The sequence below is a fragment of the Microvirga sp. KLBC 81 genome, assembly GCF_003075415.1.
Classification (GTDB): Bacteria; Pseudomonadota; Alphaproteobacteria; order Rhizobiales; family Beijerinckiaceae; genus Microvirga.
In genome coordinates, this window is record NZ_QDAH01000067.1 from 1 (window position 1) to 25,008 (window position 25,008).

Below are 25,008 nucleotides of genomic sequence, written 5' to 3' on the forward strand. Positions count from 1 at the left end.
CCACTTGGCCTTCACGACACTCGGATGCGCACTCATCTGCTTCAATCAATGCAAGCGGTTTTGTTAGATGCTCTAAGAGCACAGGAGCGGATACCGGGCAGTCGGCATCCGCTTATTACAATGCGACTGCACGTCTTGGCCGCACTCTAGGGTAGCGACCTCGAGGGTTATCCATGACCTCATTCATCAAGCGGGAATGGTACACGACCGCAATTTTCGGGATGGTTGCGCTGGCATCATTCCTGCCGATCAGCGGCGAGCCTGCCCACGCTTTCTCTCTTGGCACCCAGGCTGCCGTCACGCTCCTGTTTTTCCTACACGGCGCCCGCTTGTCTCGAGATGTGGTGTTGGCCGGCACGACCCATTGGCGGCTGCATCTTTTCGTGCTTGCCACCACCTTCGTGATCTTCCCGATCCTCGGCCTGATCGTCGTCGCCCTGCCGAGCCTCGCTACCTCGGCGCTCGGCACGGGCATCCTGTTCCTGTGCGTCCTGCCTTCGACCGTTCAGTCTTCGATCGCCTTCACGTCTATTGCGGGCGGCAACGTACCGGCGGCGATCTGCTCTGCCTCAGCCTCGAATATCTTAGGTATGTTCCTGACTCCTCTGCTGGTCGGATTGCTGTTCCATACACAGGACAACAGCGGCATCCCGCTCGATGCCGTCGAGAGCATTCTCCTGCAACTGCTCGCTCCCTTTGTCCTCGGGCAGCTAATTCAGCCGCTGATCGGCCAATGGCTCGGGCGGCACAAGGTCCTGACGCAGATTGTGGACCGGGGCTCCATCCTTATGGTCGTCTACGGAGCTTTCAGCGAAGCCTCGATCAGCGGACTGTGGCACAGCCTGTCCATCGGCGATCTCACCGCCATTCTGGCAATCGACGTCGTGCTTCTCTCCATCGTGTTGTGCTTCACGTACTTCGTCAGCAGCTGGCTCAAGTTCAACCGTGAGGACCGGATTGCCATCACGTTCTGCGGCTCCAAGAAGAGCCTCGCCTCCGGTGCACCGATGGCGAGCGTGATCTTCGCGGGGCAAAATATCGGCTCGATCGTTCTTCCGCTGATGCTGTTCCACCAGATCCAACTGATGGCATGTGCAGTACTTGCCCGTCGCTTCGCCAGCAGCGGTCGAGAGATAGACAGTGAGTTGGTGAAAGCCGGCTGACGCTTCCTCGGAAGACGACTTAACTCAACTGACATCCGTCACTTGCTTCGGATCCCCAAACACAGAGCAAATAACTGCTATGCATACGCAAGGTTCACAGGCGATCACCCGCTGGCTTGGCGAGCAGCAGGAAGCGATGGTTCGACTTCTCGCTGACTTGGTCAACATCGATTCTGGCTCATACGACAAAGCTGGCGTGGATGCCGTGGGGGCTCGGCTCATTCGGTTCTTCTCGGAACATGGCATTGAGGTGTCGGTGACACCCCACGCAGAGTTCGGCGACATTCTCCGTGCGGAAATCGGAGATGTTCGCCGAAGTGAACACCGACACAATGTCCTGTTGCTGGGTCACCGGGATACGGTCTTTCCGAAGGGGGAGGCCTCACGACGGCCGTTCAACGTTAAAGATGGACGTGCCTACGGTCCAGGTGTCGCCGACATGAAGGCTGGCCTCGTGATGAATGCTTTTGTCATGGCGGCGTTCAAACGCTTCGCGCCTCAGGTCCCACTTGTCGCGCTGATGACGGGCGATGAGGAGATTGGCTCCAACACATCGCGGGATTTTATCATTCAGGAAGCCAAGAGTGCCATTGCGGTGTTCAATGCCGAACCGGGACGGGCTTCCGGCAATATCGTGACTGGCCGCAAGGGCAGCCTGACCTATCGTTTCGACATCATCGGGAAGGAGGCTCACTCCGGTGTAAACTTCACCGAGGGGGTGAACGCCATTGCGGAGCTTGGACACAAGATCGTCGCCTTGCATGACCTGACTCATATCGAAGATGGCATCACAGTAAACGTTGGCCTGGTGTCGGGCGGTCAGTCCGTGAACACGACCGCACCTCATGCGAGTGCCGAGTTCGAAGTGCGCTTCGTCACGAACGAGCAGCGCGACGCTGCCAGTAAGGCCATCAAGGCTATCATGGCGACATCGAGAGTTCCTGGCACGACAACGAAGTTGGTTTGCAAGAGCAATTTCCTGGCGCTTGTACCAACGGCCGAAAGCGAAAAACTCGCGGCATACTATCTCCAGTCGGCCCGCGACTTTGGCGCTATCTTAGAAGGTGAGTTTACCGGCGGTTGTGCTGACTCCGGCTTTACCGCGAGCGCTGGTGCCCCAACGATATGTGGCGTAGGGCCGGTCGGCGGCAAAGCACATACTGCTGCTGAGTATATTGAGCTGCATGCTCTCCGCCAGCGAGCTTACATCCTGGCAGAAACGATCAGGAAAGTACTCGCCGACGCTTGTTAAGTTGACCTAGCGCATCGTGCGGAGAAGTGGACCCGGTTTTCCGCACGATGCGCTCTCTCAAGAAGGGAGCATCGGATCGATCCCAAAAGTGCAAATCCACTTTTCACGTCCGAGGCTCTAGCTACAGAATGTACTGGTCCCATCCGCCATAATGCTCTCGGCTGCGAGCCCCACGCGACAGACTAAACCCTGCAAGGGCAAGACCCGCGACCAGGTCGGCGACCGAGGCAACGGTGGTGCCTCCGTCGAGCAGGAAGGGCGAGGCCGCGACCCACAACCCGAGCGGCACGTTCAGAAGCCGCACAGTCCGCGTCACTTCCGCCCAGGCCGTGACGGCAATGACAATCGCAACGCAGCCCGCAACGTGATCGCTGAAGTACAAGGGTGGCTCGACGCCATAAAGCAGGCGCGTGCAGAGCAGGTAAACGCCAATCAGGGTGCAGATAACCAGCGTCCAGGGATAGGTGACGCCGCCCCTGAGAAACTCCCAGATGATCTGACCAATAGGCATGTTCAAGCCCTGCATGGGGTCGCGTTGCTCTGAGAGCACGGGGCCGCCGCCGATCAGGGTGTGCCAGACTGAGCGGCGGACGCGCCGGCTTTGCCACAGGTACTGCACCGTCGCGAACACCTCGTCGACCGAGTAGGGAATCAGGAGAACCGTGATCGCCGCCTGCACAAGACAGAGCGTGCACAGAGCGCCAATGATCGTGGGCTGAATGATGATAAAGCCGACGCTGACCGCCCCGAGCGGCACGATGAGCAGCCCAAACAGCAGTACCAGCCACGGCATGGTGCGCCAGCGGCGCTGATCTCCGATGATGCCGGTCAGAATATCGAGGATATAGGTGACTGCTCCCAAACCGGCGTCGGCAATGGGAAAGGCCTTGGACACGGCCGACGTGACGACCGCCTCGGTGCCGTTGCGCCCACCGCCATGGCCAGAGAAGAATGGATCCCACAGGCTGTCGATGTGCCCGAGCTGGAAGGCGCCCAGATAGCGTGAGACGAACAGGCCGACAAAGGCCAGCGCTACGATGGGTACGCGCTGCACGTAGGATGAGGGCGAATAGGACCAGCCGAGCGGCATGTCCGCAGGCGATGCCAGGGCCTCGCGGCTGATGCCGGGCTGCGGCGGCACCATGACTGCAAACACGATCACGAGCGTGCCGATCAATGTATCGACGGCATAGGCGGTGGCGCTCGTCGTCCAGAATACGAGCGGGGCAAACAGCAGCCAGACGCCCACCAGAGCGACCGCCCATGGCAGCCAGGAACGGGCGCGGGCGAGAGCAAGGCCTGACAGTCCAATCACGGCAAGGCCACTCGCCATCTCGCTCCAGGCGAGCCACGCATTGCGCAGTTCGGGCGGCGGGAGCTCGTGCCCGGCGGCGGGAGGCGACGGCACCGGGCCGACCGGGTCGAACAGGCCGTAGGTGAACGGGCTTGCCAGCAACCATAAGCCGAGCGCGATGTTGGCGAGGTGCGCCCACAGCGTGGCCCCGTGCTCCTGCGCGAGGGCGGTGTCGACAGCGCGCACCGCAGGGTGGTCGGCGGATGGTTGCCGCTCGACCACCTCCCGCAGTTCCTCCTCCGCGCCCGCGACCACAGCGGGATTGAGCTTGTTGTCCTCGTACCAGGCCGTTGGATCGGCCTTGAGGGCCTCGATCATGGCGGGCAGCGTTGCCAGCAGGGAATGGCGCGGCGACCAGCCCAGGAGCGTGCGGGCGCGGCTGATGTCGAGCTCATAGTGATCGTCAGCGATCTCGACCATCCAGGGCCGGATGAACGGATCGTGCGCCAGCACCTCCTCCTGCACCCAGGCACCCGCCTCGACTAGGGGCTTGGGCAGCGTCACCACCGGCCAGGGTTCGCCATGCACGAGTTCGCCGATGCGCCATTGCAGGGTTTTATAGCTTGGCGTCTCAGTCTCGCCGAGGAGAAAGGTGACCTCGGCGGGCAGATCGCCCCGCCGGTTCACCACGCGCTCGACTGCATCAATGAGGTCGTCGAGGTGCAGCGAAGGCTGGCCATGTGAAGGATCGCCGGCGAACAGGTAGCTTGTGGGCTGACGCTCGTAGATGCGGGCGATCTGCTGGGCGAGGAAGGCGGAGCGGCAGCCCTCGTCGTAGACGCCGGCCGGACGCAGGATCACGACAGGAATCGAGCCATGCTCGGCTTGGACGAGCTGCTCCGTCTCGACCTTCGACTGCGGATAGGCCCACTTGGGTTCGAGCGGCCAGTCTTCGGTGATCGGCCGGCCCGGTTGTGTGGGGGCGTGAACGAGCATCGTGCTTGCGAAAACGAACTGCTCGACTTTATCGAACCCACGCTGCAGGCCTTGTAGCAGGCGGCGCGTGCCCTCCACCGTCACGCTCTGGTACTTGGGGTTGGGCTCACCCGAAAGGTCGTAGTAGGCCGCAAGGTGGATCACGGAAGCCAGGCGCGCACCGAACCGGCGGCGCACCTCCGTGAGCACGTCGCGCACATTGTCGCCCGAGGTCAGATCGACCAGAACCGTCTCGACGTTTTCCAAGGGCTTCTTGGGCTGAACTGTGTCGAGCCCGACCACCCGGTAATGCCGCACCAGACGCGCGGCCATGGCTTGCCCCAGGAAGCCGCTCGATCCGGTGATCACGACGAGAGGACGCGGCATAAGGCCCTCCTTGCGACAGCCCGACGGAAACCATCACTCGGCAGTGTCACTGCGGGCGCAGGTCTGCTCCAGATAGGCTGCGAGGTCATAGTCGCCGAGGAGCTCCCCTGGCCGGACCGTCTGGTCGACCTCGATGGTGACCGTTTGCCCCCCGCCGACTGTTAGCACGCTCTGCCTGGTACAGGTCCAGGATCCGTCGAAGTTCCGACGGAACGCCTCGCAGAGGTCTGGTGTCATAGCCCTCCTCCCGCGACATCGAGAGCCAACGCCCCGCTGCTTCGACGCGGGACCCTCCGGACGAGCCGGATGGTCCGCCTTGCGCCAACTCACGGAACCTTCCCTCGCTCAATGCCCCAGCAGGTAGATTGCATAGGAACTCAGGAAATATACCGCCAGCAGCGAGAGATTGAACCAGACCATCATACCCATAAATCGCGTCCGAGGCAGATAGGTCAGCGCGACAATGAAAATCCCGGACTGACCACGCTGGTAAACGCAGTGACTGCGTGGTCAGGCGAAACGGCTGCGAGCAAGGCCCCCTGTAGGCCAAGTCTCAAGCGCCCAAAGCGGCCAGCCAAAGGATGGTGACTTGCCACCATCAGTCACATCAAGCATCCTCTTTGCAGGCGGATGCAGGTGACATTCCCGTGAAGTAAGGCCCGGTGCTCCGAATTTCCGATCCGACAGAAATGCTTTATCCGCCTTGATTGACCGGATCGTCGCAGGAGAGCGGCGTCACATCGTCACGTGGCCGAACTGGTCGGCATACATGGCTGTCAATAACTCCAAGAAGACATATCCAGGTCGCGCTCCAGCTGGGCAATCAGGAGTGAAGATAGAGGCCACCTCCTCCGAGGACGTGGTCGCGGACCAAGTCATCAACATCATCCGCCAGCTCATCAGCGAGGTGCACTCCTCGTTCGGCTCCCGAGCCGTGACGTTGCAGAGCAGCCTCGATCGCGACCTCGCGCTGGACAGCCTGGCACGAACGGAGCTGCTGCTGCGCCTGAACCGGGCGTTCGAGGTTCGTTTGCCCAACAAACTCCTCGGCGAGGCTGAGACCCCTGCAGACCTGGTCGCCGCGATCATCCGTGCAGCCCCTCGTTCTGAAACCGCTCCGAAGCCCGGCGGCGCTTCTGCCCCTCCCCGGCCGCCGGTGACCGAGCCCGTCGAAGCCGGTACGCTGATCGAGGCGCTGGCATCCCACGTCCGCGCGCATCCAGACCGGATCCACCTGTACCTCCGGCAGGATGACGGCACGGAAGAGCCGCTGACCTATGCACAGCTCGACAGCGAGGCGCGGATTGTTGCGGCCGCCCTCCTGGAACTCGATTTGAACGCTGGTGAGCGCGTCGGGATCATGCTGCCGACCGAAAGAGATTTCTTCGTCAGCTTCTTCGGCGTTCTCTTCGCGGGAGGGATCCCGGTTCCGATCTACCCGCCGTTCCGCCGAGCCATGATCGAGGAGCATTTGCGGCGGCAGGCCGGGATTCTTCGCAACGCCGAAGCCTCGATTCTCATCACGAACGAGGACATCCGTGCCGCGGCAGGGCTTCTCCATGGACTCGTCTCGAGTCTCGATCACATTGCCACGGTGCATGAACTCGCCAAGGCGGCTCCGATCCCGGCCCCGATGCCGGCCACGGCCGATACGACTGCGCTGATACAGTACACATCCGGTAGCACGGGAGACCCGAAAGGTGTCGTTCTCTCTCATGCCAACCTCCTGGCTAACATCCGGGCCATCGGACGAGCCTTGGATGCTTCCTCATCCGACGTGGTGGTGAGCTGGCTTCCTCTCTATCACGACATGGGGTTGATCGGTTGCTGGCTCGGCAGCCTCTACTATGGTGCGCTTGCCATCTTCATGCCGCCGGTATCGTTTCTGACCGATCCGGTATCGTGGCTGTGGACGGTTCACCGGCACAGGGCCACGATCACCGCGGGCCCCAACTTCGCCTTCGAATTGTGCCTCAAGGTGGCCTCAGACAACACCCTCGCTAACCTGGACCTCGGCTCCCTCAGGGCTGTCATGAATGGAGCCGAGCCGGTGAGCCCGGGCACGATCCTGCGTTTTCAGGAACGCTTTGCTCCCTACGGTTTCCGACCTGACGCGATGAAGCCGGTCTACGGCCTTGCCGAGTGCTCCGTCGGTCTCGCCTTTCCGCCGACGGGACGTTTGCCAGTCGTGGACCGGGTCAGTCGCTCAACTCTCATGCGCGATGGCATGACCCGTCCAGCGGCACCCGAGGATCAGACAGCGCTCGAATTCGTCGCCTGCGGGCAGCCCTTGCTTGGCCATCAGGTTCGCATCGTCGATGAGGATGGACGTGAACTCCCCGAGCGGCAGGAGGGGCATCTTCAGTTCAAGGGTCCCTCTGCAACGGCGGGATATTTCCGGAATCCGGACAAGACACACGCTCTCTTCGATGGAGAGTGGCTTGAAAGCGGTGACCGCGCCTACATCGCGGGCGGCGACATCTTCATCACGGGCCGTATCAAGGACATGATCAAGCGCGCGGGGCGCAACATTTATCCGCAGGAGCTCGAAGATTTCGTCAGCAGGATCGATGGTATCCGCAAGGGATGCGTTGCAGTCTTTCCAAGCCCCGATCCGCGCACAGGCACCGAGCGTGTCATCGTCATGGCAGAGACCCGGCTGACCGATCCCCAACAACTCGATCGCCTGCGCCGCGCCATCATCGATGCCTCGCAACGCATCCTCGACCTTCCTCCCGATGACATCGCCCTCACACCACCACACATGGTCCCCAAGACCTCCAGTGGGAAGATCCGCCGCTCGGCAGCGCGCAGCCTCTACGAGGCAGGGGGAACACGTGGCGGCCTCCATCGCACATCTTGGCAAATTGCTCGTTTGATCTTTGCCAGCATTCTCCCGAGACTGCACCGCGCAAACAGAAAGCTTCATGGCTATGCCTATGCCACACGGTGGTGGTTCTTTCTGGGCGCTACGGCTTTGATCCTGTGGCCAGCCGTTGTTCTGCTGCCACGCCGGTCATGGCGGCGGAATGCCCTGGGCTTCGGCGCCCGCCTGTTCTTCCGCCTGTCTGGGAATCCACTTTTGGTCGAGGCTTCGACTCCCCTGCCAAGCGGAGCGTTTGTCCTGATTGCCAATCACTCAAGTTACCTCGATGGTGCCGTCCTGTCGGCCGCATTTCCGGGCGGCGTTACCTTCGTGGCGAAGCATGAACTCGCAAGGCAAGTCTTGGCAGGACCGTTCCTGCGTCGCCTCGGCACAGTGTTCGTCCGCCGGACCGATCCAGTGGGAGGGGTTGCCGATATGATGCGGGCGCTAGAAGCGGTCCATGCCAACGAGCGCCTCGCTTGGTTCCCCGAAGGAACATTCACCCGCAGGCCAGGCCTGCTTGCCTTTCATCTCGGAGCCTTTGAGGTCGCCTGCCAAGCGGGCGTGCCTGTCGTTCCCGTCACCATTCGCGGAACCCGCTCCATCCTGCGTTCAGGCCAATGGCTCCCAAGACGTGGCCCAATTCTTGTTCACGTCGGTGCGCCGCTCGTCGCGACCGAAGATGATTTCGCTGCAGCAGTCCGTCTCCGCGATATCGCCCGCGCCCAAATCCTGTCGCAGCTTGGGGAGCCAGACCTAGCGGATGAACGCATCGATCCGAGCTGATCCGTCAATCGAGAATCTGCCTGCAGGCAGACGGCCTGAACGAAGCAGGCCAGTTCTTAGAGCATCGGACCCAAAAGTGGACTTGCACTTTTCACGTCCGAGGCTCTAGCCGAGGCCAAGCTCTTTCAGGATAGACGAGATGCGGCTCTGCTCCTCCTTGATGAAGGCGGAGAACTGATCGGAGGGCATGTAGAGATCGACCCACTCCCGTTCCTGGAGAAGCTTCTTCCAGGACGCGCTCTGCACCATCTTGGCGACTGCTCCTTCAAGGGCCTGCTTGTCTTCGGCACTGATGCCGGGAGGGGCCATCAGTCCGCGCCAGTTGACCAGCGTCGCGTCCACACCCTGTTCGCGGAAGGTCGGGATATCGACGCCGGGCAGGCGTTCCGGTGACGAGATGCCGATCGGCCTGAGCTTGCCTGCCTTGAACTGGCCCGCGACCTCGTTGAGGCCACCCGTTGCAACGGTGATCTTGCCGTTCATCACCATCGGCAGCATCTCGCCGCCGGTCCCCACGGGAATGTAATTCATCTTCTTGACGTCACCGCCTGCCGCCTTGACCACCAGACCGCTCAGGACGTGGTCGGGAGAGCCGTGCGCGAAGCCGCCCCAGGTGACCGACCCCGGATCCTGCTTGAACTTGTTGACTAGGTCCACGACGGTCTTGATGGGCGAGTTGGCGGCAACGAACAGCGGCTGGTACTCGCCCTGGAGCCGAGCAAGTGGCGTGGTCTGTTCCAGGGTCACTGGAGACTTGTTGATAACCGGTGCGCCCACGAGACCGAAACCTGCGACCATGAGCGATGGGTCTCGATCCTTGGAGTTGATGAACTGCGCCAAGCCAATGGTGCCGCCGGCACCCGGCACATTCTGGACCTGCACGCTGGTGGCGATTTTCTCGCTCATCAGGACATCCTGAACCGCGCGGGCCAGCTGATCGTATCCGCCTCCGGGACCAGCGGGAGCGATGATCTTGACGCTCTTGAGCTGCTGTGCCCATGCCGGCAGCGCCGGAAGAAGACCGGCCGTGGCGGCAGCAAGGAGGGCTTTGTTGAAGCTGCGACGATCTAAGGACATTTGCTGTCTCCCATCTATCTTCTCCTGCACACGAGAAGAGTTGAATGTTGTTGCTTCTTCGGCAGATTATTCGCGGAATGGGGCGAACCACGTGCGCGCTTGGATCAACGTGACCGGATCCCACGTTCAGAGGCAGGGACTGCAAAGCCGACTTCGCACCTGTAAGGCCGACGCAAGGGCCTGAAGAAAAGGCGTATTCATTGTTCCATCCCAATACAAAGTTGAACTTACGCTCTGTGCGGTCCGAGCTTATTGGGTACGGTAGGGTCGAAACCTGTCATTCACCTGTCATCCAGGGTCACGGAAGGCATGCGCATCTTTCTGGTTGAGGATACCCGTGATGTTGGGGAGGCGATTGTTGAGCACTTCGCCAGGATCGGTCACGTGGTCGACTGGGAGACCGACGGGGAAGCCGCCGCCACCACACTCGACGAAACATTGTACGATCTGATCATTCTTGACGTGATGCTGCCGGGCCGGAGCGGGTTTTCAATCCTGCAGCGCCTTCGTACCGCTGGCAGTACGACCCCAGTCCTGATGCTCACTGCCCGGTCCGAGGTTGAGGATCGGGTGAGTGCCCTTGATATCGGCGCCGATGATTACCTGGTGAAGCCGTTCGACCTTAGAGAACTGGAAGCGCGGGCTCGCGCCTTGCTGCGCCGCCGCCATGGCGAGGCCACGAACCTGCTCGAATGCGGTGACATCTGCATCGACAGGTCAGCCCGTGCCGTGCGGGTGGGCCAGCGCGAGGTGCACCTGACACGCCGTGAAGTGACCCTGCTCGAAATCCTTGCCTCACGGCCCGGCCGGGTCTTCAGCAAGGAGGATCTGCTGGATCAGGTCTTCGGTTTTGACGAGGAGGCCCCCTCCTTCAATGCGGTCGAGCTTTACATTGGCCGCCTCCGCAAGAAATTGCAGGGGGCCAGTGCTCAGATCGTGACGGTCCGGGGCTTCGGCTATCAGATGGTTCCCCATGGCTCGCCGTGAACCGTCCCTGTTTGCCCGCCTGATCGTGCTCATCTCGCTGGTCCTGATGGCGGGCGCCGCCGCCCTGACGACGGCGGCCTGGTATTACGCCCAGGAGGCCGCGAATGATGCCTATGACCGTTTGCTGATTGGCGCGGCCTACCAGATGGCCGAAGCCCTCAAGGTGCAGGGCGGCACATTGACGGTTGAGCTGCCGGTATCAGCCTTCGAGCTGCTCGCCCGCTCGGAGCGTGATCGGATCTTCTACAAGATCGTCGACCCTGGTGGACGTACATTGACCGGCTACGCCGATCTGATGACACCCGAGAGCGATGCTCTCATTCTGGCTGGTCCAGACGTCCAGGACGGCCGGTTCAAGGGGGTGGCCGTTCGTGTCACGAAGATCAGCCGCTATTTTTCAGACCCCTCTGTTCAGGGACGTGTCGATGTGGTCGTGGCTCAGACTGTCGAGGCACGCACGGCGCTGGCCCGTGAGCTGACCTTGCGTGCAGTGGTGCTCATCATCGTTATGAGCGCCCTTGCCCTCGGCGGAGCCGTCTTTGCGATCCGCTACGCGCTCAGGCCCATTGGACGCGTTGGAGCAGCGCTTCGGGACCGAGATCCCCATGACGTGACGCTGATCACCGTCAGCACTCCTCGTGAGCTGCGCCCGTTCGTTTCCGCCACGAACGAATTCATCACGCGCCTGAAGAACCGAATGGACATGATGCAGCAGTTCATTGCCGACGCCGCCCACCAGATCCGCACGCCTTTGACGGCGTTGAAGGCTCAGACCCAGCTGCTGGCGCGACAGCCCATGGACCCGCAGGCGCAGCAATACCTCACCCGGGTGCAGGAGCGTGTCGATCATCTGGCCCGGCTCGCAAGTCAGCTTCTCAGCCACGCCATGGTCAACCATCGTGCGGGAGCCGTACCGTTTGAGCCAGTCGATTTGGTTGAGGTTGTCCGGCGTGCCATCCGCGAGGCGGTGCCGGAAACGCTTGACCGCGATGTCCTGACCTCCCTGGAGTTGCCTCCGACACCTGTGACGATTGCAGGTGATGCCATCAGTCTCAAGGAGGCGGTCAAGAACGTGGTCGACAATGCGGTTCGCCATGGCGCCCCAACGCAGCTTACGCTTCGCGTGCGCCAGGAACTCCAGACGGTGGAAATCGAGGTGGAGGATGATGGCCCGGGCATTCCGCCTGAGCTCTGGCCTCAGGTGACCGAGAGGTTCGGCTCACCCTCGCCGGGCGGGTCCGGACTCGGGCTGTCAATTGCCGCGGACGTGTTGATTGCCCATGGCGGAAGCCTGAGTTTCCGCACCAGAGATGGAAGCAGCTTTTCCGTCATTATGCGGCTGCCGAGCAAGACTGGACGCAATCCATGAATGGCCAAACGATGCCGTTGTGTCGGCCCATGTTGCTGTGCCTGTGTCTGTTCTGGGCTGTGGCTCAGCCTTTGGCCGGCTTTGCACAGGGTAGCAAAACCCCGACGTTCCCTGCCTTGGAGACTGAGCAAGAGGTTCTATCGATCCACGCGGCGACCGACCGCCCGGCCATGGAGCCGCTGATCCGCGATTTCCAACTCCTGAATCCCAACACCCGGGTTGAGTTCGTGGAATACGTCACGAACGATCTCTATGCTGCAGCGTCCAAGGCCTGTCAGGATGGCCGCGCCTTGGGCGATGTCCTTCTCTCCTCGGGCGTCGACCAGCTGGTGAAACTTGCCAACGACGGCTGCGCGCGCAGTATTCCTTCGCCGGGAATCCAGACGGTACCACGATGGGCCAATTGGCGGGATGAAGTGTTCGGCTTCACCTTCGAGCCGGTGGTGTTCGTCTACAATCGCGATAAGGTCCCTGTTGAGGATGTCCCGAAAACACACCTTGAGATTGCCGACCTTCTACGGTTGAAGCCTGAGATTTACCAAGGTCGCGTTGGCACCTATGACATTCGTCAATCGGGTATTGGCTATCTGCTGGCGTTCAACGACTCGCAGCAGACGACCACCACTTATGGCCGTCTCCTCGAAAGCCTTGGGCGCGCCCAAGCGGTCGTGCGCTGCTGCACGAGTGAAATCCTCGATGAACTTGAGGCGGGTCGTATCCTCATCGGCTACAACATGCTGGCATCCTATGCCTATGCGCGCGTTCGCGCTGGAGCCAATCTCGGGCTGGTCATGCCTGCGGACTACACTCTTGTGCTCAGCCGGGGAGCGATGATCCCCGCCGAGGCGGGCAACGCCAATGCGGGCGCACGTTTTATAAGTTATCTTCTATCGGCCCGCGGCCAGACGCTGGCACAGCGCGAGGCCTTCTTCTTCGGGTTCGCCGGAGAGGCTCCCACCGGCATTGAAGGAGCAGCCTCCATCGTACGGACAGGTATCGCCCGTCCTATCGCGATCAGTCCTGCTCTGCTTGCGGTTCAGGACGATGAAAGACGCAGACGGTTCATCGCTGATTGGAGCCGCTCTCTCGTGGAAATGGCGACACGTTAGAAAAATGTGTTCCGATGCTCCCTTCTATAGAGAGCACATCGTGCGGAAAACCGGATCCACTTTTCGCTGACGCGGACCTTCGGTTCCGCACGATGCTCTAGTGCCGGCCTTGGTTACTCCCACTCGGTCAATGCGCCTTGGGCGGCTCCGTCGCATTAACCTCGTCCGTATAACGGCCTGTTGAGCTGTAGAAGCCGGCCCGATGCTGGCGCAGGTCCAAGCCGTCAACGAAGCGGTCGATCCGCCGCAGGAGTTGCTCGGACGGGGTGATCCTCGAGCCGGAACGCGTAGAACAGGCTCTCCTGCATCACGAGACGCTCGCCCATCATGGCTCGCCCCTCCGCTGAGAAGCTTCAACAGGGAATCACGATCCGCCGCCATTGCACGAGGAGTTTTTCAATGAAATCTGCCAGCAGCAGACCTTCATTCACGACACTGCCTCTTCGATTCAGCAAGAAATCCTCAGCCATCTACGACACGGCGGCTCATTACAAGGTAGGCGGCAGCTGTCCAGGAAAACGTGTTACCTCCTAGTCCCTCACCCGTGGTCGGATCGAAATATTCGCAGAAACCGGCCTGCTCGATGGCCCTCACGGTTCCTCGCTCAAGACTGCTGGCAAGTTCGTTTATGGCGTTGACGCGCAGACCATCCACGATAAGCCAGTTAATCACGGCCCAAACCGGACCGCGCCAATAGCGCTTCGGCTCGAAAGCCGGTGAGAAGGGCGCAGTGGACGGCAGCCCCACCACCATCCCGTCACACCATCGCTCGATCTCCGCCGCCACAGCAGATCGCTGATTGGCGTCGAGGCTGACCGCTACAAGCGGGATGAAGCCCGCTTGGGTCGGTGCCTCAATATCTTGGCCTGAGACTAGATCGAGCGACACGAAGCGCCGGAGAGGGTCCCGCCAGCGGCGCTTCAGCCCTTCAGTGAGGAAGTGGTGCATCTCCGACAGTTCGGCTGCCTCAGCCTGCGCCCCAAGCGCGGATGCGAGCGGGATGAGGTCCGCCGTCGCTCGTGCCAGAATCCCAGTCATTTGCACATCCGCCACTTTGAAGGGTGAGACGGACCACTGTGATTGCGGGTTCCAACCGCAGTCGCGATAAATGTCGACTAAGTGGATGAAGCGCTGGTAATCCACATCTCGCGGCCGCATGGACGCATCCACATGGCCCGTGTCCTTGCGGCGGATCTCGGTTTTCGTTGCGGTGGGTACGCGGGCAAGCGCCTCATCCCAAGCCGGCGAGTTGTCACTGCCGCTTTCCCAAGGGTGCAGAATCGCGACAAGCCCAAGCCTGTCGGGATCCCGCGCCTTCAGCCACCAGCGATGGGAGCGCAGGGCTGCCTCGAACAGCGGGCGTGTCCTCTCGATCGAATCCTGCTGACCCGCTGCGACGGCCGCCTCATGAACAAATCGTAACGCCATCCCGAAGACCGGCGGCTGAGTGATACCAGATGTCGGAATCCTGTGGCGGGTACCCCAGACGTCCGGACCCGGGAAGTAGGTGTCGCTCGGCGCATGGAACACGATGTGAGGGATCATCCCATCGTCCCACTGTCCTTCGATCAACCGTTCCAGCTCGCGATAAGCACGGTCCACGTCGAAGGTGGCAAAACCCATCGCGACGAATGCCGAGTCCCAATTCCACTGGAAGGGATAAAGGCGGTCCGTGGGCACAGTGTAGCCGCCCCGGTCATTGCGGGCCAAAACTGCACGTGCGTCGTCGTGCCTGTTGCGCTTGAGTTCATCGGCCATTGTTCGTCCTCACGTTCGGGCAATTGCACGCCCGGTGTCGGCATCGATCCAGGTCAGGCGTGAAGGATCCACGATCAAGCCGACACGCTCGCCAGCCCGGACCCGGGCTGTTGGTGGGGCAACAATACGCGCAAGCTGACCGTCGATAGCTCCCGTCAGGAGAAGGTGCGAGCCCATGGGCTCCACGACGCGAACATCGAAGGGAATACCTGATCCATCGGTCGACAAGGCAGCATCTTCGCCTCGGAGCCCCAAGTCGAGCTCGGCATCGCGTGCAGGAGCCGGCAGGCTGGCGGAACCCACTCGGATCTGTCCGCCGGAGGCCTTGACCTTGATGAAGTTCATCGGTGGATTGCCGATGAAGCCTCCCACAAAGCGCGTGGCGGGTGTGGCATAGACCTCGAGCGGCGAGCCGATCTGGTCGATGCGGCCGCCATACATGACGGCGATGCGGTCGGCGAGGCCCATCGCCTCTGTCTGATCGTGCGTGACATAGATCGTGGTGGTACCGGCGTCGCGCAGGACCGCCTTCAACTCGGTGCGCATCTCGAGCCGAAGCAGCGCATCGAGATTCGACAACGGCTCATCCATGAGCAGCACGGCAGGCTGCACCGCAAGGGCGCGGGCTACGGCCACGCGCTGCCGCTGGCCGCCGGATAGCTTGGCGGGATAGCGATCGAGATATTGATCGATGTGGAGGAGCGCCGCGGCGCGCTGCACCTGCCGCTTCACCTCCTCCTCCCCGGCCTTCTGCATCCGCAACCCGAAGGCAATGTTCTCGAAGACCGTCATATGCGGGAAAACCGCATAGTTCTGGAACACCATGGCGAGCCTGCGGTCGCGCGGCGCAAGGCGGCTCACATCGCGCCCGCCGATCACCACGCGCCCCGAACTCTGAGTTTCGAGCCCAGCGATGATGCGCAGCAACGTAGTCTTGCCGCAGCCGGAAGGCCCAAGAAGCGCAACGAATTCGCCATCGCCCACCGTGAGCGAGACTTCCTGAAGGGCTTGGAACTCGCCGAAGCTTTTGGCGACCCGGTCGATGACAATGTCGGCCATCGTGATCTCCGCTACTTGCTCGCGATGCCCCAGACCGCGAACAGGTAGCGCCTGACCGCGAAGATAAAGAGCACGGAGGGAATGATGAGGATGAAGCCGCCTGCGAAGCGGTAGTGCAACGGGCTCTCGGAGAGAACCTTCAGGAGGTAGGCCGTCAGCGTTCGCTCGCGCACGGTGAGGATCGAGGCGGCAAAGACCTCGTTCCATGAGATGACGAACGCGAAAATCGCCGTTGCGGCAAGCCCGGGCAAGGCGAGAGGCAGGACAACCTTCATGAAGGCCTGAAAGCGGGTGCAGCCGAACACCCAGGCAGCCTCTTCATACTCGCGCGGTATCCCCATGAAGAGGCTTTGGGTAACGAGAACGGCAAAGGGAAGTGCCAAAACCGTGTGGATCAGCGAGACGCCGAATGGCGTGTCGTACAGGCCGAGGCGGATGAAGGAGACTGTCAGCGGCAGCGCCAGGATCGCAAGCGGAAAGGCGCGCGTGAGAAGCACCATGAGCCGGAAGGCGTTCTGTCCCCGGAAGGCATAGCGGGCGAGTGCGTATCCAGCCGGCGCCCCCAGGAGCACGGAGAACGCGACGGTCAGTCCGGCTGCGATCAATGAATTGATAAGGGCGCTGAACACGCCTTCTATGCTCAGGAACTGCATCATGGGCGCGAAGGAGAGATCTGCTGGCCAGATCGACTTAGGCCAGCGGAAGACTCCAAGGCGCCCGCCGAAAGCCCCGAGGGCCACGAAGTAGATTGGGACGATAACCCATATGAGCAGCACGACAATTCCGGTCCAGAGCAGGAAGCGGCGCGCTCCTGGCACTGTCACCCCAGTGGCCGCAACAGGTTGGGATGAGGTGATGCTGGTTGCCGTCATAACTGCTGCTCCGGCCGAACGCGCAGGACGCCCAAGTAGACTGCTGTCGCAGCAAGCGAAATCACCATGATGAGAACGGCATAGGCCGCTGCGACCCCGTAATTCTGGTTGAGGTTCTGCCAAGTGTAGGCCTCGCCCGCGAGCACCGGGAAGTTCGTCCCGCCGAGGGCATACACGACGGCAAAGACTTCGAAGGCGAGCACCGTCCTCAGGATCAGGGCCGACTGAAGGCTCGGCTTCAGAAGGGGGAGCGTAATCTTCCTGAAGCGCGTCCAGGGCTTGGCACCGAAGATCTCGGCGGCCTCCGCGAATTCTTTCGGGATGAGCTGGATTCCCGCGACGAGAATGACGAGAACGATCGCAGTAGCGCGCCATAGCTCCGCGAGGACGATCCCGATGAACAGGGCGACCGGCGTCTCCTGGGACAGCCAGCCCGTGGGCCCCTGAATGAGCCCGAGGGCATAAAGGGCAGAGTTGAGGTAGCCGGAGTTCTGAAGGATGGCCAGCCACGCCAAACCCGCCGCGAGATCCGAGATCCCGAGCGGAATTGTCCAGACCCAGAGCACGAGATCGCGGCCGCGGCTGATCTTGGTCAGCATCACGGCCATCATGAGAGCCAGCGCCATCTGCAGCGGCACGACGACCAAGGTCAGCAGGAACGTATTGCGGATGGCGAGCGAAAAATTGAGATCGCCAATCATCCGGGTGTAATTGCCAAGAGAGATGCCTTCTTCCGCAGAGAACGAAAGCCAGATCGTCTGAACGAGCGGCACGATGAAAAACGCGGCGAGGAAGAGCACCGATGGCGCTACAAGCGCGTAAGGAGTCCAGTTTGCGCGCGAGGTCATGGAGGCTTCCTTCAAGAGAGCGCTTCCCGGCGGCCTCTGCCTGCCGGGAAGCGTTCGGCATCAGTTGACGGAACAGGCACCCTGGCTCGGCTTGTCGGGAGCCCAGCAAGGGGCCCCTGTCTGCTTTATCAGAGCATCGAGCACCTTTGCCTGGTCCTCAAGCACAGCCTTCACCGGTTCGTTGCGCAGAACGATGCGCTGGAACGTGTCCATGTAGACCTTGTTGAACTCGCCGCCCTTGGCCCCAAGCCCGACGGGCAGGAGGGACACGACCGCATCCTTGGCATTCTGCGTGGCCCCGACAGCGCTCGCCAGAAGCTTCACGCCCGGGCTGAGATCGGTCGGCAACTCCGCTTTCACGACCGGGAAGAAGCCCACCTCCGCCGCGGTCTTGATCTGCGTCTCGGGTTTTGTCAGATGCTGAATGACGGCCACGGCACCGTCACGATTAGGAGCGTCCTTCGGGATTGCGAGCCCCGCGATGACCGGCATGTAGCCGCGCCCCCTGGGCCCGGCCGGAGCCGGGAATGTCACGAACTGATCGGGCTGCGCCTCGAGAGCCTCCTTCACGCGAGCCACATGGTCCCATGCGATCCAGACCTCGCCGCCGAGTAGCGGCTCCTGCATGAAGTTGTAGCTGGTGGAGTTGGGGCTTGAGACCGCCCACAGCTGCTTCATGACGTTCCAGCCGGCTTCCGCATCGGCTGACTTGAACGGCGTCACGACACCGCCTGTGAATGACGGGTAGAAATAGCCTTGGAAGAACCGCGCCATCAGGCCTGTTGGTCCTGCCGGGAAGCCGAGGCGGCGCTGCCCCGTACGGTCGGCAATGGCTTTGGCCCATTGCTGCAATTGCTCATAGGTCAGTGCATTGATGTCGGCGCCGGCCGGCAGATACTGGAGCGCCTGCTTGTTGGCCACCATGATGTAGGTTGCCTGCATCCATGGAATGTACTGCTGCTTGTCCGTGCCGAGCTTGCCCAGATCCATGAGACTGGCCGGAATGCCGACGCTGGTGAGCTTGGCCGCCACATCATCGATAGGCTGAAGGTCGTCGGGAACGTGGGGTTGAAGCTCTCCATGCAGAGCTCCCACGACGCTGATTGTGCGCTTGCCAGCCTGAGTTTCCGCTTTCATACGCACGGCGAAGGCGGGCGGCTCATCCACGACGTAGGTCACCTTGCCGGGAACACCTTTCAGCAGAACCTCACGGACCTTGGTGGCCTCCTCGATTGGCCGGAGCTGGGTCGAGTAGAAGATAGTATCCTGCGCCTTCGCAGCCGTCAGGCCCCCAATCAATGCAGCAGCCATCGCGGCTGCTCTCAATGTGGCACTCTGCATTGCCTGTTTCCTCCAGCGTCCCATATTTCACGGCCGTCCTACCTGGGTCGCAAGGCGAACAGCCCACCTCATCTCAACGCAGCGTGCGGAGACTCCGCCGCCCCCTTCAAAGTAGGGCATTCGAGAATGGGGTCCACTCGTGGCCTTTTACTCAGCGCTCCACAGTGAGGGTCCAAACGGGTTGAACCAGGAAGTCTCCTGTCCTTGCTGAATGTCTGTTTAGGCGAGGTTATCTGCTCTCGGGGTTAGGTCGCTCAGTGTCAGGAACTGCCGTTGCAAGGGTTGTCCCGGCAGGCCGAAGCCCGATCCCGGGTGGCCGGGCTCCGCACGTCCGGGGCACGCGAGAACGTCCGCCGGGAATGACGAGGCGCCGGCAAATCCGGCGAGAAGGATTGCTCGGCTGCAGTTGCACCCGGGCAGTCATCGAGGAGGTTGGTGGCGCCTGGAACGGCGGAGCGCCCTTTTCTGGCACCGTCAGGTTAACCCGAGGGTGATCAGATAGAGACATATGCGAGGGATGAGAAAACCCGCCATGCTCGCTATCCCGCCACCGCTTCCCGGCTGAAGTGATCAGCCATCCCGTGTGGTTGTACTTCCGGTTCCCGCTCGGTTCGCGCATGGGGGAAGAGATGCTGGCGGCCAGAGGCATCGAAGTCAGCCATGAGACCGTGAGGCAGTGGGCACTGAAACTCAGTCAGAGCTTGGCCAATCGGATCCGTCGCCGTTTTCCGGCAACCGGGACAAATGGCACTTGAACGAGGTGGTGACAGCATCGCCGGTCAGAAGCATTGGCTGTGGCGGGCCGTGGACCCGGCATGGGACCGTGCTCGACATCCTGGTCCAGAGCCGTCGCAATGCGAAAGCAGCCAAGCGTCTAGTCCGGAAGTTGCTCACGAGGCAGGGCGTGGCACCGCGCGTGATGATCACGGACAAACTGGCGAGCCACGCCGCTGCAAGGACAGCTGTGCGGCCGAGCGCAGAGCATCGGCAGCATCGCGGCTTGAACAAATCGCGCGGAGAACAGCCATCACCCCACCAGACGACGGGAGCGCCTCATGCAGCGCTTCAAGTCGGCCGGGCAGGCGCAGCGCTTTCTCTGGGTTCACAATCAGGTCGGAAATCTCTTCGGCCGACCAGCAAACCCCCTGCTGGACGCGGGTGAAGCGCCTCGAGGCCTGCGGCGCGATCGAAGGCTATGTGGCCGTCCTCGATCACAAGATCATCGGTGTGCCGAACGTTGTCTTTGTCGAGGTCACGCTCGACAGGCATGATGAAAAGATGCTCGAGCAGTTCGGCAAGGCTCTTGCCGATATTCCGGAGATCATCGAGGCGCACCTCGTGACCGGAGACTACGACTATCTCGTCAAGGTGGCGGTCGCCGGGACCGAGCACTACGAGAGATTTCTGCGCGAGAGCCTCTACCGGATTCCAGGCATTCGCCACTCCCGCTCCACCTTCGTGTTACGGTCGCTCAAGCGAGCGGTCTCGGTGGATCCTATGCTGCTTTGCTGACAATGTGTCTGTCGGCTATTCGCTCGCACGTCACTTGGACGATCACTTGGACGGTTTACGGCTCAAAATTCCAATCGTAGTAGATCAGGCACGGCCGGGGCCTGTGCCCGATCCTTTGGTCCGTAGTCTAGAGCATCGTGCGGAAAAGTGGATCCGGTTTTCGCTGACGCGGACCTCCGGTTCCGCTCTCAACGATGCTCTCATTGAAGGAGAAAGCATCGGATGGAATCCCAAAAGTGCAAATCCACTTTTGGGTCCGATGCTGTAGCAGCTAGATTCGGGCCAGACCAAGGCTTGCTCCCCATGTCGTGCGCCACCGCGATTTGATCCCCGTCAAGCCCAGGAGTGCCAGAGCGGCGAGCCCGGCAAAGAGCAGGAACCCAAGCTGATAGCTACCGGTCAGCTGCTTGGAGTAGCCGAGACTGGAGGCGAGATAGAAACCACCGATGCCGCCCGTCATACCCACGAGACCGGTCATGACACCGATCTCGCGGCGGAAGCGCTGAGGCACAAGCTGGAACACCGATCCGTTGCCCATTCCCAGCGCCAGCATGCCGATGATGAAGACGACAAGAGCCATCCAGGCCTGCGGCAGTCGAAGGCTGACGACAGCCAGCGCGACAGCTGCAACGATGTACATGATGGAGAGGGCGCGAATACCGCCGATACGATCGGCCACAGCGCCGCCAACTGGTCGCACGAGCGAGCCAGCAAACACCGCAGCGGCTGTGAAGTAACCTGCCGTGACCGGGCTCAGCCCATATTCAGAGTTGAAATAGATGGTCAGCGAGGACGCGAGGCCGCTGAAGCCGCCAAACGATACGGCGTAGAAGAACATGAACCACCAGGCGTCGCCCTCGCGCAGGACTGCCAGATACTCCACGAACTTCTTCGGTGGGGGCTGGTTCGGGCTGTCCTTCGCCAGAATGATGTACACGACCAATGCAACGGCGAGCGGAATGGCGGCCAGTCCCAAGACATTCGTCCAGCCGAAGATGACCGCCAGTCCTGGCGCAAAGAGAGCGGCAAAAACAGTCCCAGAGTTCCCGGCCCCAGCAATACCAAGGGCAATCCCCTGGTATTGTGGCGGGTACCACCGCGACGCGAGCGGGAGGGCGACGGCAAAGGATGCGCCAGCGACTCCGAGGACGACACCAAGCAGCACCACCTGCGTAAAGGAATGGATCCCGAAGAACCAAGCAGTGAGGAGACCAGCGAGCACAACCACCTGCCCGATAAGGCCGGTTGTCTTAGGACCTATACGATCAACAAGAAGGCCATTGACAACGCGCAGAACGGCTCCGGCGAGAAGTGGGACGGCGACCATGAGGCCTTTCTGGGCGGCGTTGAGCTGAAGATCCGCAGCTATCTGAACACCCAGAGGGCCCAAGACGACCCAGACCATAAAGGCCATATCGAAGTAAAAGAAAGCTGCAAACAGCGTCGGCGTGTGGCCAGCCTTCAGGAACTCTTTGTTGATCATGGTTGCAGTCTCCTCGCGCGTACGTTGAATGCTGACGAAGCGGATCGAAGTCGCGCCTGACGCTCGACTCGTTTGCTCTTTCGAAGACACGGCCGATGCCGATGGTGCCTGGCTTTGACGGACGCCGGCTTGGCCTCAGATGGCTTCCTTAACGGTTGCAGCATTGATCAGTCTCCTGATTTCGACGCGGCATGAACCGCAATTGGTGCCGGCGCGCAGGGCGTCGCCGACGGCTTCCACGCTCGTGGCTCCGGCCTCAACGGCCGCCAGAATCTGGTTTGCACCCACCGAGAAGCAGGCACAGACGATGGGACCGGGATCAACCTGATCGGCCCCGGGCCGTCCGCTCAGAAGGCGCAGCCGGTCGGCTCCACGAATTTCAGATCGTGTCAGATGCTCGATGACCCATGTGCGGGACCCGGCCACCGGCTGCGGCGCGACAAAGAGCGCTCCAAGCAACTCGCCGCCCGAAAAGGTCGCGAGGCGAAAGCTGGACTGATCTTGATCGACATACGACAGGGTTTCCACGCCCTCACCACTACCGATCAGGCCCGCCGCATAGGCTGCCCAGTCCTGTACCGGTTCGGTGCCGGCAAGCTCAATGCGCCAACCACCCTCGGCGCGGGCAATGGCCCAATAATCCGCCGAGATCTTTTCAGGTTTGTTGCGCAGGACCGCGAAGCCGTACCACGCTGTATGAAAGGGCTCGATGCGCGCGGCAGAAAACTTGAGGCCGGGCTGACCTGAGGTCGGATCGACAGCAGCAAGGATCGCTGCTCCGATGCGACCCTGCGCAGTCTGCTGGTCAGTCCAGTGCATGGGAACGAAGATGCTGCCCTGCTGCTGCCGTTCGGTCACGAGCGCGCGAACAACAGCAGCGCCTTGCGGGCTGATGACGCGAACGAGACTGGCGGGTGCGATATCAGCAGCTTGTGCATCTTCGGGATTAATCTCGCAGAAGCTTTCCGCATAATGGCTCATCAGGCGCGGTGTCTTCGCCGTGCGCGTCATGGTGTGCCACTGATCTCGGATGCGGCCTGTGTTGAGGATCAGCGGGAACTCCGGTGAGACCGCCTGCAGCGCAACTGGGGTCGGAACGAACCGCCCTCGCCTATCGGGCGTGAAAAAAGCACCTTCTGCGAAGAAGCGAGTTGTGCTCCCATCGAGGGGCTCGCCTTGCTGACGCGGCCACTGGAACGGCGCCAGCAGGTCATATGCGCTCTCGCTCAACTTGGCACAGGCACCGAGGTCGAAATCGCGCGTTCCGTCATTCGCGATGCCGGAAAGGGCAGCATGCTCGCGGAAGATTTCGGCCGGAGACTGGTAATCGAATGCGTCGGCAAAGCCTATGCGGGCCGCAACGTCGCAGATGATGCGCCAGTCGGGCCACGCTTCGCCCGGCGGTTTCAGGAAGGAGCGCTGGCGCGAGATGCGGCGCTCGGAGTTTGTCACCGTGCCGCTCTTCTCGCCCCATGTCGCCGCCGGCAGGAGCACATGGGCATGGCGGGTGGTATCGGTGCGGGTGACGTCGCTCACGACGACGAACGGGCATCCACAAAGGGCAGCCTGAACAGCGTCCGCATCAGGCAGGGAGTCGGCGGGGTTCGTCCCCATGATCCAGATGGCCTTGATCCGTCCATCGCCTACTGCACGGAAGAGATCGACGGCCTTCAGACCTGGACGCTCGGCGATGCGCGGGCTGCCCCAGAAGGACTGAACGAGACTCCGATGATCCGGGCTGGCGATGTTCAGGTGCGCGGCCAGCATGTTCGCCAGACCGCCGACCTCGCGCCCACCCATGGCGTTGGGCTGCCCCGTGAGAGAGAATGGCCCCATTCCTGGGCGGCCGATCCGGCCCGTCAAAAGGTGGCAGTTGATGATGGCATTGACCTTGTCGGTGCCGACAACGGATTGGTTGACGCCTTGAGAATAGGCGGTCACGACCCGTTCCGATTGGCTCCAGAGAGTATAGAACGCACGAAGCTGCTCGGCCGAAAGGCGTGTCACCTCCATGGCTCCCGGGAAGCCGCATGCTTGGGCATCCGCCAAGGCTTCATCCAAACCAGATGTGTGATGCTCGACATAATTCTGGTCCCTCAATCCCATCCGATCGAGATGATCGAGAAGACCTGCAAACAGTGCCACATCGGAATTGGGCGCGATCGCCAGATGATGATCGGCGGCTTCGGCCGTCACGGTGCGACGTGGATCGATGACGACGATCTTCGTTCCGCGCCGCTCCCGCGCGGCAAGGAGACGCTGAAACAGGACCGGGTGGCACCAGGTCATATTGGAGCCGACAAGGACGACGAGGTCAGCCTCCTCGAGATCCTCATAGGTGCCAGGTACGGTATCTGATCCGAAGGCCCGGATATGGCCCGCGACCGACGACGCCATGCACAAGCGGGAATTTGTGTCAATGTTTGCCGCGCCGATGAAGCCCTTCATCAGCTTGTTCGCGACGTAGTAATCTTCAGTGAGCAGCTGACCCGAGCCATAGAGCGCAACCGATTCAGGGCCATGCTCCGCGATGGTCTCGGAAAAGCGCCGGGCCACGAGATCGAGCGCCTCGTCCCAACTCGCTCTGCGCCCGCCGATTTCAGGATAGAGCAGCCGCCCTTCAAGGCTCAATGTCTCGCCTAAAGACGAGCCTTTCGAACAGAGGCGGCCAAAATTGGCCGGGTGCTCCTCATCGCCTCTGATCGCGACGGTACCGTCCTCCTGCGGTGTCGCCACGACGCCGCAGCCGACGCCGCAATAGGGGCATGTGGTCCGGGTGGAGGTGCCGCTTGCCATGGGATCCTTTACGCCGCTTGTGCCCTGAGGGCGGAGGCTGCGAGCAGGATGCGCGTGCCCTCGACGCGCAGCGG

Annotated in this window: 17 protein-coding genes and 1 pseudogene; 8 read left to right on the forward strand and 10 right to left on the reverse strand. The window is 61.5% G+C overall.

The genetic code is table 11. The annotated features are described in order from the left end of the window. The first annotated feature begins 173 nt into the window (after positions 1 to 173). The gene (locus DC522_RS25935) at positions 174 to 1,163 is read left to right on the forward strand and encodes a bile acid:sodium symporter family protein (protein WP_116531472.1); all 990 of its coding nucleotides are present in this window, start codon (positions 174 to 176) and stop codon (positions 1,161 to 1,163) included. A 79-nt stretch (positions 1,164 to 1,242) separates the two neighbouring features. Next, a complete protein-coding gene (locus DC522_RS25940; RefSeq protein WP_116531473.1) occupies positions 1,243 to 2,415 on the forward strand; it encodes a M20 family metallopeptidase in 1,173 nt (390 codons plus the stop codon). A gap of 121 nt (positions 2,416 to 2,536) precedes the next feature. On the opposite strand, the gene DC522_RS25945 is transcribed toward DC522_RS25940, so the two are convergent. Both DC522_RS25945 and DC522_RS25950 read right to left on the reverse strand, forming a co-directional pair. Next, entirely contained in the window at positions 2,537 to 5,071 is a 2,535-nt protein-coding gene (locus tag DC522_RS25945; RefSeq protein WP_116531474.1) for an NAD-dependent epimerase/dehydratase family protein, read from the reverse strand. Positions 5,072 to 5,104: 33 nt separating this feature from the next. Continuing rightward, a complete protein-coding gene (locus DC522_RS25950) occupies positions 5,105 to 5,308 on the reverse strand; it encodes a hypothetical protein (RefSeq protein WP_116531475.1) in 204 nt (67 codons plus the stop codon). A gap of 592 nt (positions 5,309 to 5,900) precedes the next feature. Between DC522_RS25950 and DC522_RS25955 the strand changes: the two genes are divergently transcribed. Further along, positions 5,901 to 8,723, forward strand: coding sequence for an AMP-binding protein (locus tag DC522_RS25955; protein ID WP_245444537.1), 2,823 nt, complete (start codon positions 5,901 to 5,903; stop codon positions 8,721 to 8,723). A gap of 105 nt (positions 8,724 to 8,828) precedes the next feature. Here DC522_RS25955 and DC522_RS25960 read toward each other — a convergent pair whose 3' ends face one another. Next, a complete protein-coding gene (locus DC522_RS25960; protein ID WP_116531476.1) occupies positions 8,829 to 9,800 on the reverse strand; it encodes a tripartite tricarboxylate transporter substrate binding protein in 972 nt (323 codons plus the stop codon). 309 nt (positions 9,801 to 10,109) lie between these two features. On the opposite strand from DC522_RS25960, the gene DC522_RS25965 reads away from it, so the two are divergent. Genes DC522_RS25965 through DC522_RS25975 form a run of 3 tightly spaced genes read left to right on the forward strand, consistent with a single transcriptional unit; the run spans position 10,110 to position 13,265 of the window. Next, positions 10,110 to 10,787, forward strand: a complete 678-nt coding sequence (locus DC522_RS25965; protein ID WP_116531477.1) for a response regulator transcription factor — start codon at positions 10,110 to 10,112, stop codon at positions 10,785 to 10,787. Continuing rightward, positions 10,774 to 12,156, forward strand: a complete 1,383-nt coding sequence (locus DC522_RS25970) for a sensor histidine kinase (protein ID WP_116531478.1) — start codon at positions 10,774 to 10,776, stop codon at positions 12,154 to 12,156. Before DC522_RS25965 ends, DC522_RS25970 begins: the two co-directional genes overlap by 14 nt. Then, positions 12,153 to 13,265, forward strand: a complete 1,113-nt coding sequence (locus DC522_RS25975; protein ID WP_116531479.1) for an ABC transporter substrate-binding protein — start codon at positions 12,153 to 12,155, stop codon at positions 13,263 to 13,265. Before DC522_RS25970 ends, DC522_RS25975 begins: the two co-directional genes overlap by 4 nt. 462 nt (positions 13,266 to 13,727) lie before the next feature. On the opposite strand, the gene DC522_RS25980 is transcribed toward DC522_RS25975, so the two are convergent. The 5 genes from DC522_RS25980 to DC522_RS26000 are packed head-to-tail and all read right to left on the reverse strand — an operon-like array spanning position 13,728 to position 19,143. Then, complete coding sequence (locus DC522_RS25980; protein ID WP_116531480.1) at positions 13,728 to 15,023, reverse strand: neutral trehalase; 1,296 nt, start codon at positions 15,021 to 15,023, stop codon at positions 13,728 to 13,730. Between the two features lie 9 nt (positions 15,024 to 15,032). Continuing rightward, on the reverse strand, positions 15,033 to 16,082 hold the full coding sequence (locus DC522_RS25985; RefSeq protein ID WP_116531481.1) for an ABC transporter ATP-binding protein: 1,050 nt from the start codon (positions 16,080 to 16,082) through the stop codon (positions 15,033 to 15,035). A gap of 11 nt (positions 16,083 to 16,093) precedes the next feature. Then, positions 16,094 to 16,954 carry a carbohydrate ABC transporter permease gene (locus DC522_RS25990; protein ID WP_245444539.1) on the reverse strand — a complete coding sequence of 287 codons (861 nt, stop codon included), beginning with the start codon at positions 16,952 to 16,954 and terminating at the stop codon, positions 16,094 to 16,096. Further along, positions 16,951 to 17,802, reverse strand: coding sequence for a carbohydrate ABC transporter permease (locus DC522_RS25995; RefSeq protein WP_116531482.1), 852 nt, complete (start codon positions 17,800 to 17,802; stop codon positions 16,951 to 16,953). Before DC522_RS25995 ends, DC522_RS25990 begins: the two co-directional genes overlap by 4 nt. Before the next feature lie 60 nt (positions 17,803 to 17,862). Then, on the reverse strand, positions 17,863 to 19,143 hold the full coding sequence (locus DC522_RS26000) for an ABC transporter substrate-binding protein (RefSeq protein WP_205769769.1): 1,281 nt from the start codon (positions 19,141 to 19,143) through the stop codon (positions 17,863 to 17,865). A gap of 566 nt (positions 19,144 to 19,709) precedes the next feature. Here DC522_RS26000 and DC522_RS35050 point away from each other — a divergent pair. Both DC522_RS35050 and DC522_RS35055 read left to right on the forward strand, forming a co-directional pair. After that, positions 19,710 to 20,279: pseudogene (locus DC522_RS35050) on the forward strand (IS6 family transposase); the annotation flags it as partial. A 22-nt stretch (positions 20,280 to 20,301) separates the two neighbouring features. Further along, a complete protein-coding gene (locus tag DC522_RS35055) occupies positions 20,302 to 20,655 on the forward strand; it encodes an Lrp/AsnC family transcriptional regulator (protein WP_245444542.1) in 354 nt (117 codons plus the stop codon). Between the two features lie 271 nt (positions 20,656 to 20,926). Here the strand turns inward: DC522_RS35055 and DC522_RS26010 are convergent, their stop codons facing one another. Both DC522_RS26010 and DC522_RS26015 read right to left on the reverse strand, forming a co-directional pair. Continuing rightward, the gene (locus DC522_RS26010) at positions 20,927 to 22,138 is read right to left on the reverse strand and encodes a NarK/NasA family nitrate transporter (RefSeq protein ID WP_116531485.1); all 1,212 of its coding nucleotides are present in this window, start codon (positions 22,136 to 22,138) and stop codon (positions 20,927 to 20,929) included. 135 nt (positions 22,139 to 22,273) lie between these two features. Then, positions 22,274 to 24,934, reverse strand: a complete 2,661-nt coding sequence (locus DC522_RS26015; RefSeq protein ID WP_116531486.1) for a nitrate reductase — start codon at positions 24,932 to 24,934, stop codon at positions 22,274 to 22,276. Positions 24,935 to 25,008: the final 74 nt, after the last annotated feature.

Excerpts from the sequence above, each read along its gene's own strand:
- DC522_RS25935 (WP_116531472.1), top strand. The coding sequence starts at position 174 with ATGACCTCATTCATCAAGCGGGAATGGTACACGACCGCAATTTTCGGG.
- DC522_RS25940 (WP_116531473.1), top strand. The coding sequence starts at position 1,243 with ATGCATACGCAAGGTTCACAGGCGATCACCCGCTGGCTTGGCGAGCAG.
- DC522_RS25945 (WP_116531474.1), bottom strand. The coding sequence starts at position 5,071 with ATGCCGCGTCCTCTCGTCGTGATCACCGGATCGAGCGGCTTCCTGGGG.
- DC522_RS25950 (WP_116531475.1), bottom strand. The coding sequence starts at position 5,308 with ATGACACCAGACCTCTGCGAGGCGTTCCGTCGGAACTTCGACGGATCC.
- DC522_RS25960 (WP_116531476.1), bottom strand. The coding sequence starts at position 9,800 with ATGTCCTTAGATCGTCGCAGCTTCAACAAAGCCCTCCTTGCTGCCGCC.
- DC522_RS25965 (WP_116531477.1), top strand. The coding sequence starts at position 10,110 with ATGCGCATCTTTCTGGTTGAGGATACCCGTGATGTTGGGGAGGCGATT.
- DC522_RS25970 (WP_116531478.1), top strand. The coding sequence starts at position 10,774 with ATGGCTCGCCGTGAACCGTCCCTGTTTGCCCGCCTGATCGTGCTCATC.
- DC522_RS25975 (WP_116531479.1), top strand. The coding sequence starts at position 12,153 with ATGAATGGCCAAACGATGCCGTTGTGTCGGCCCATGTTGCTGTGCCTG.
- DC522_RS25980 (WP_116531480.1), bottom strand. The coding sequence starts at position 15,023 with ATGGCCGATGAACTCAAGCGCAACAGGCACGACGACGCACGTGCAGTT.
- DC522_RS25985 (WP_116531481.1), bottom strand. The coding sequence starts at position 16,082 with ATGGCCGACATTGTCATCGACCGGGTCGCCAAAAGCTTCGGCGAGTTC.
- DC522_RS25990 (WP_245444539.1), bottom strand. The coding sequence starts at position 16,954 with ATGACGGCAACCAGCATCACCTCATCCCAACCTGTTGCGGCCACTGGG.
- DC522_RS25995 (WP_116531482.1), bottom strand. The coding sequence starts at position 17,802 with ATGACCTCGCGCGCAAACTGGACTCCTTACGCGCTTGTAGCGCCATCG.
- DC522_RS26000 (WP_205769769.1), bottom strand. The coding sequence starts at position 19,143 with ATGCAGAGTGCCACATTGAGAGCAGCCGCGATGGCTGCTGCATTGATT.
- DC522_RS26010 (WP_116531485.1), bottom strand. The coding sequence starts at position 22,138 with ATGATCAACAAAGAGTTCCTGAAGGCTGGCCACACGCCGACGCTGTTT.
- DC522_RS26015 (WP_116531486.1), bottom strand. The coding sequence starts at position 24,934 with ATGGCAAGCGGCACCTCCACCCGGACCACATGCCCCTATTGCGGCGTC.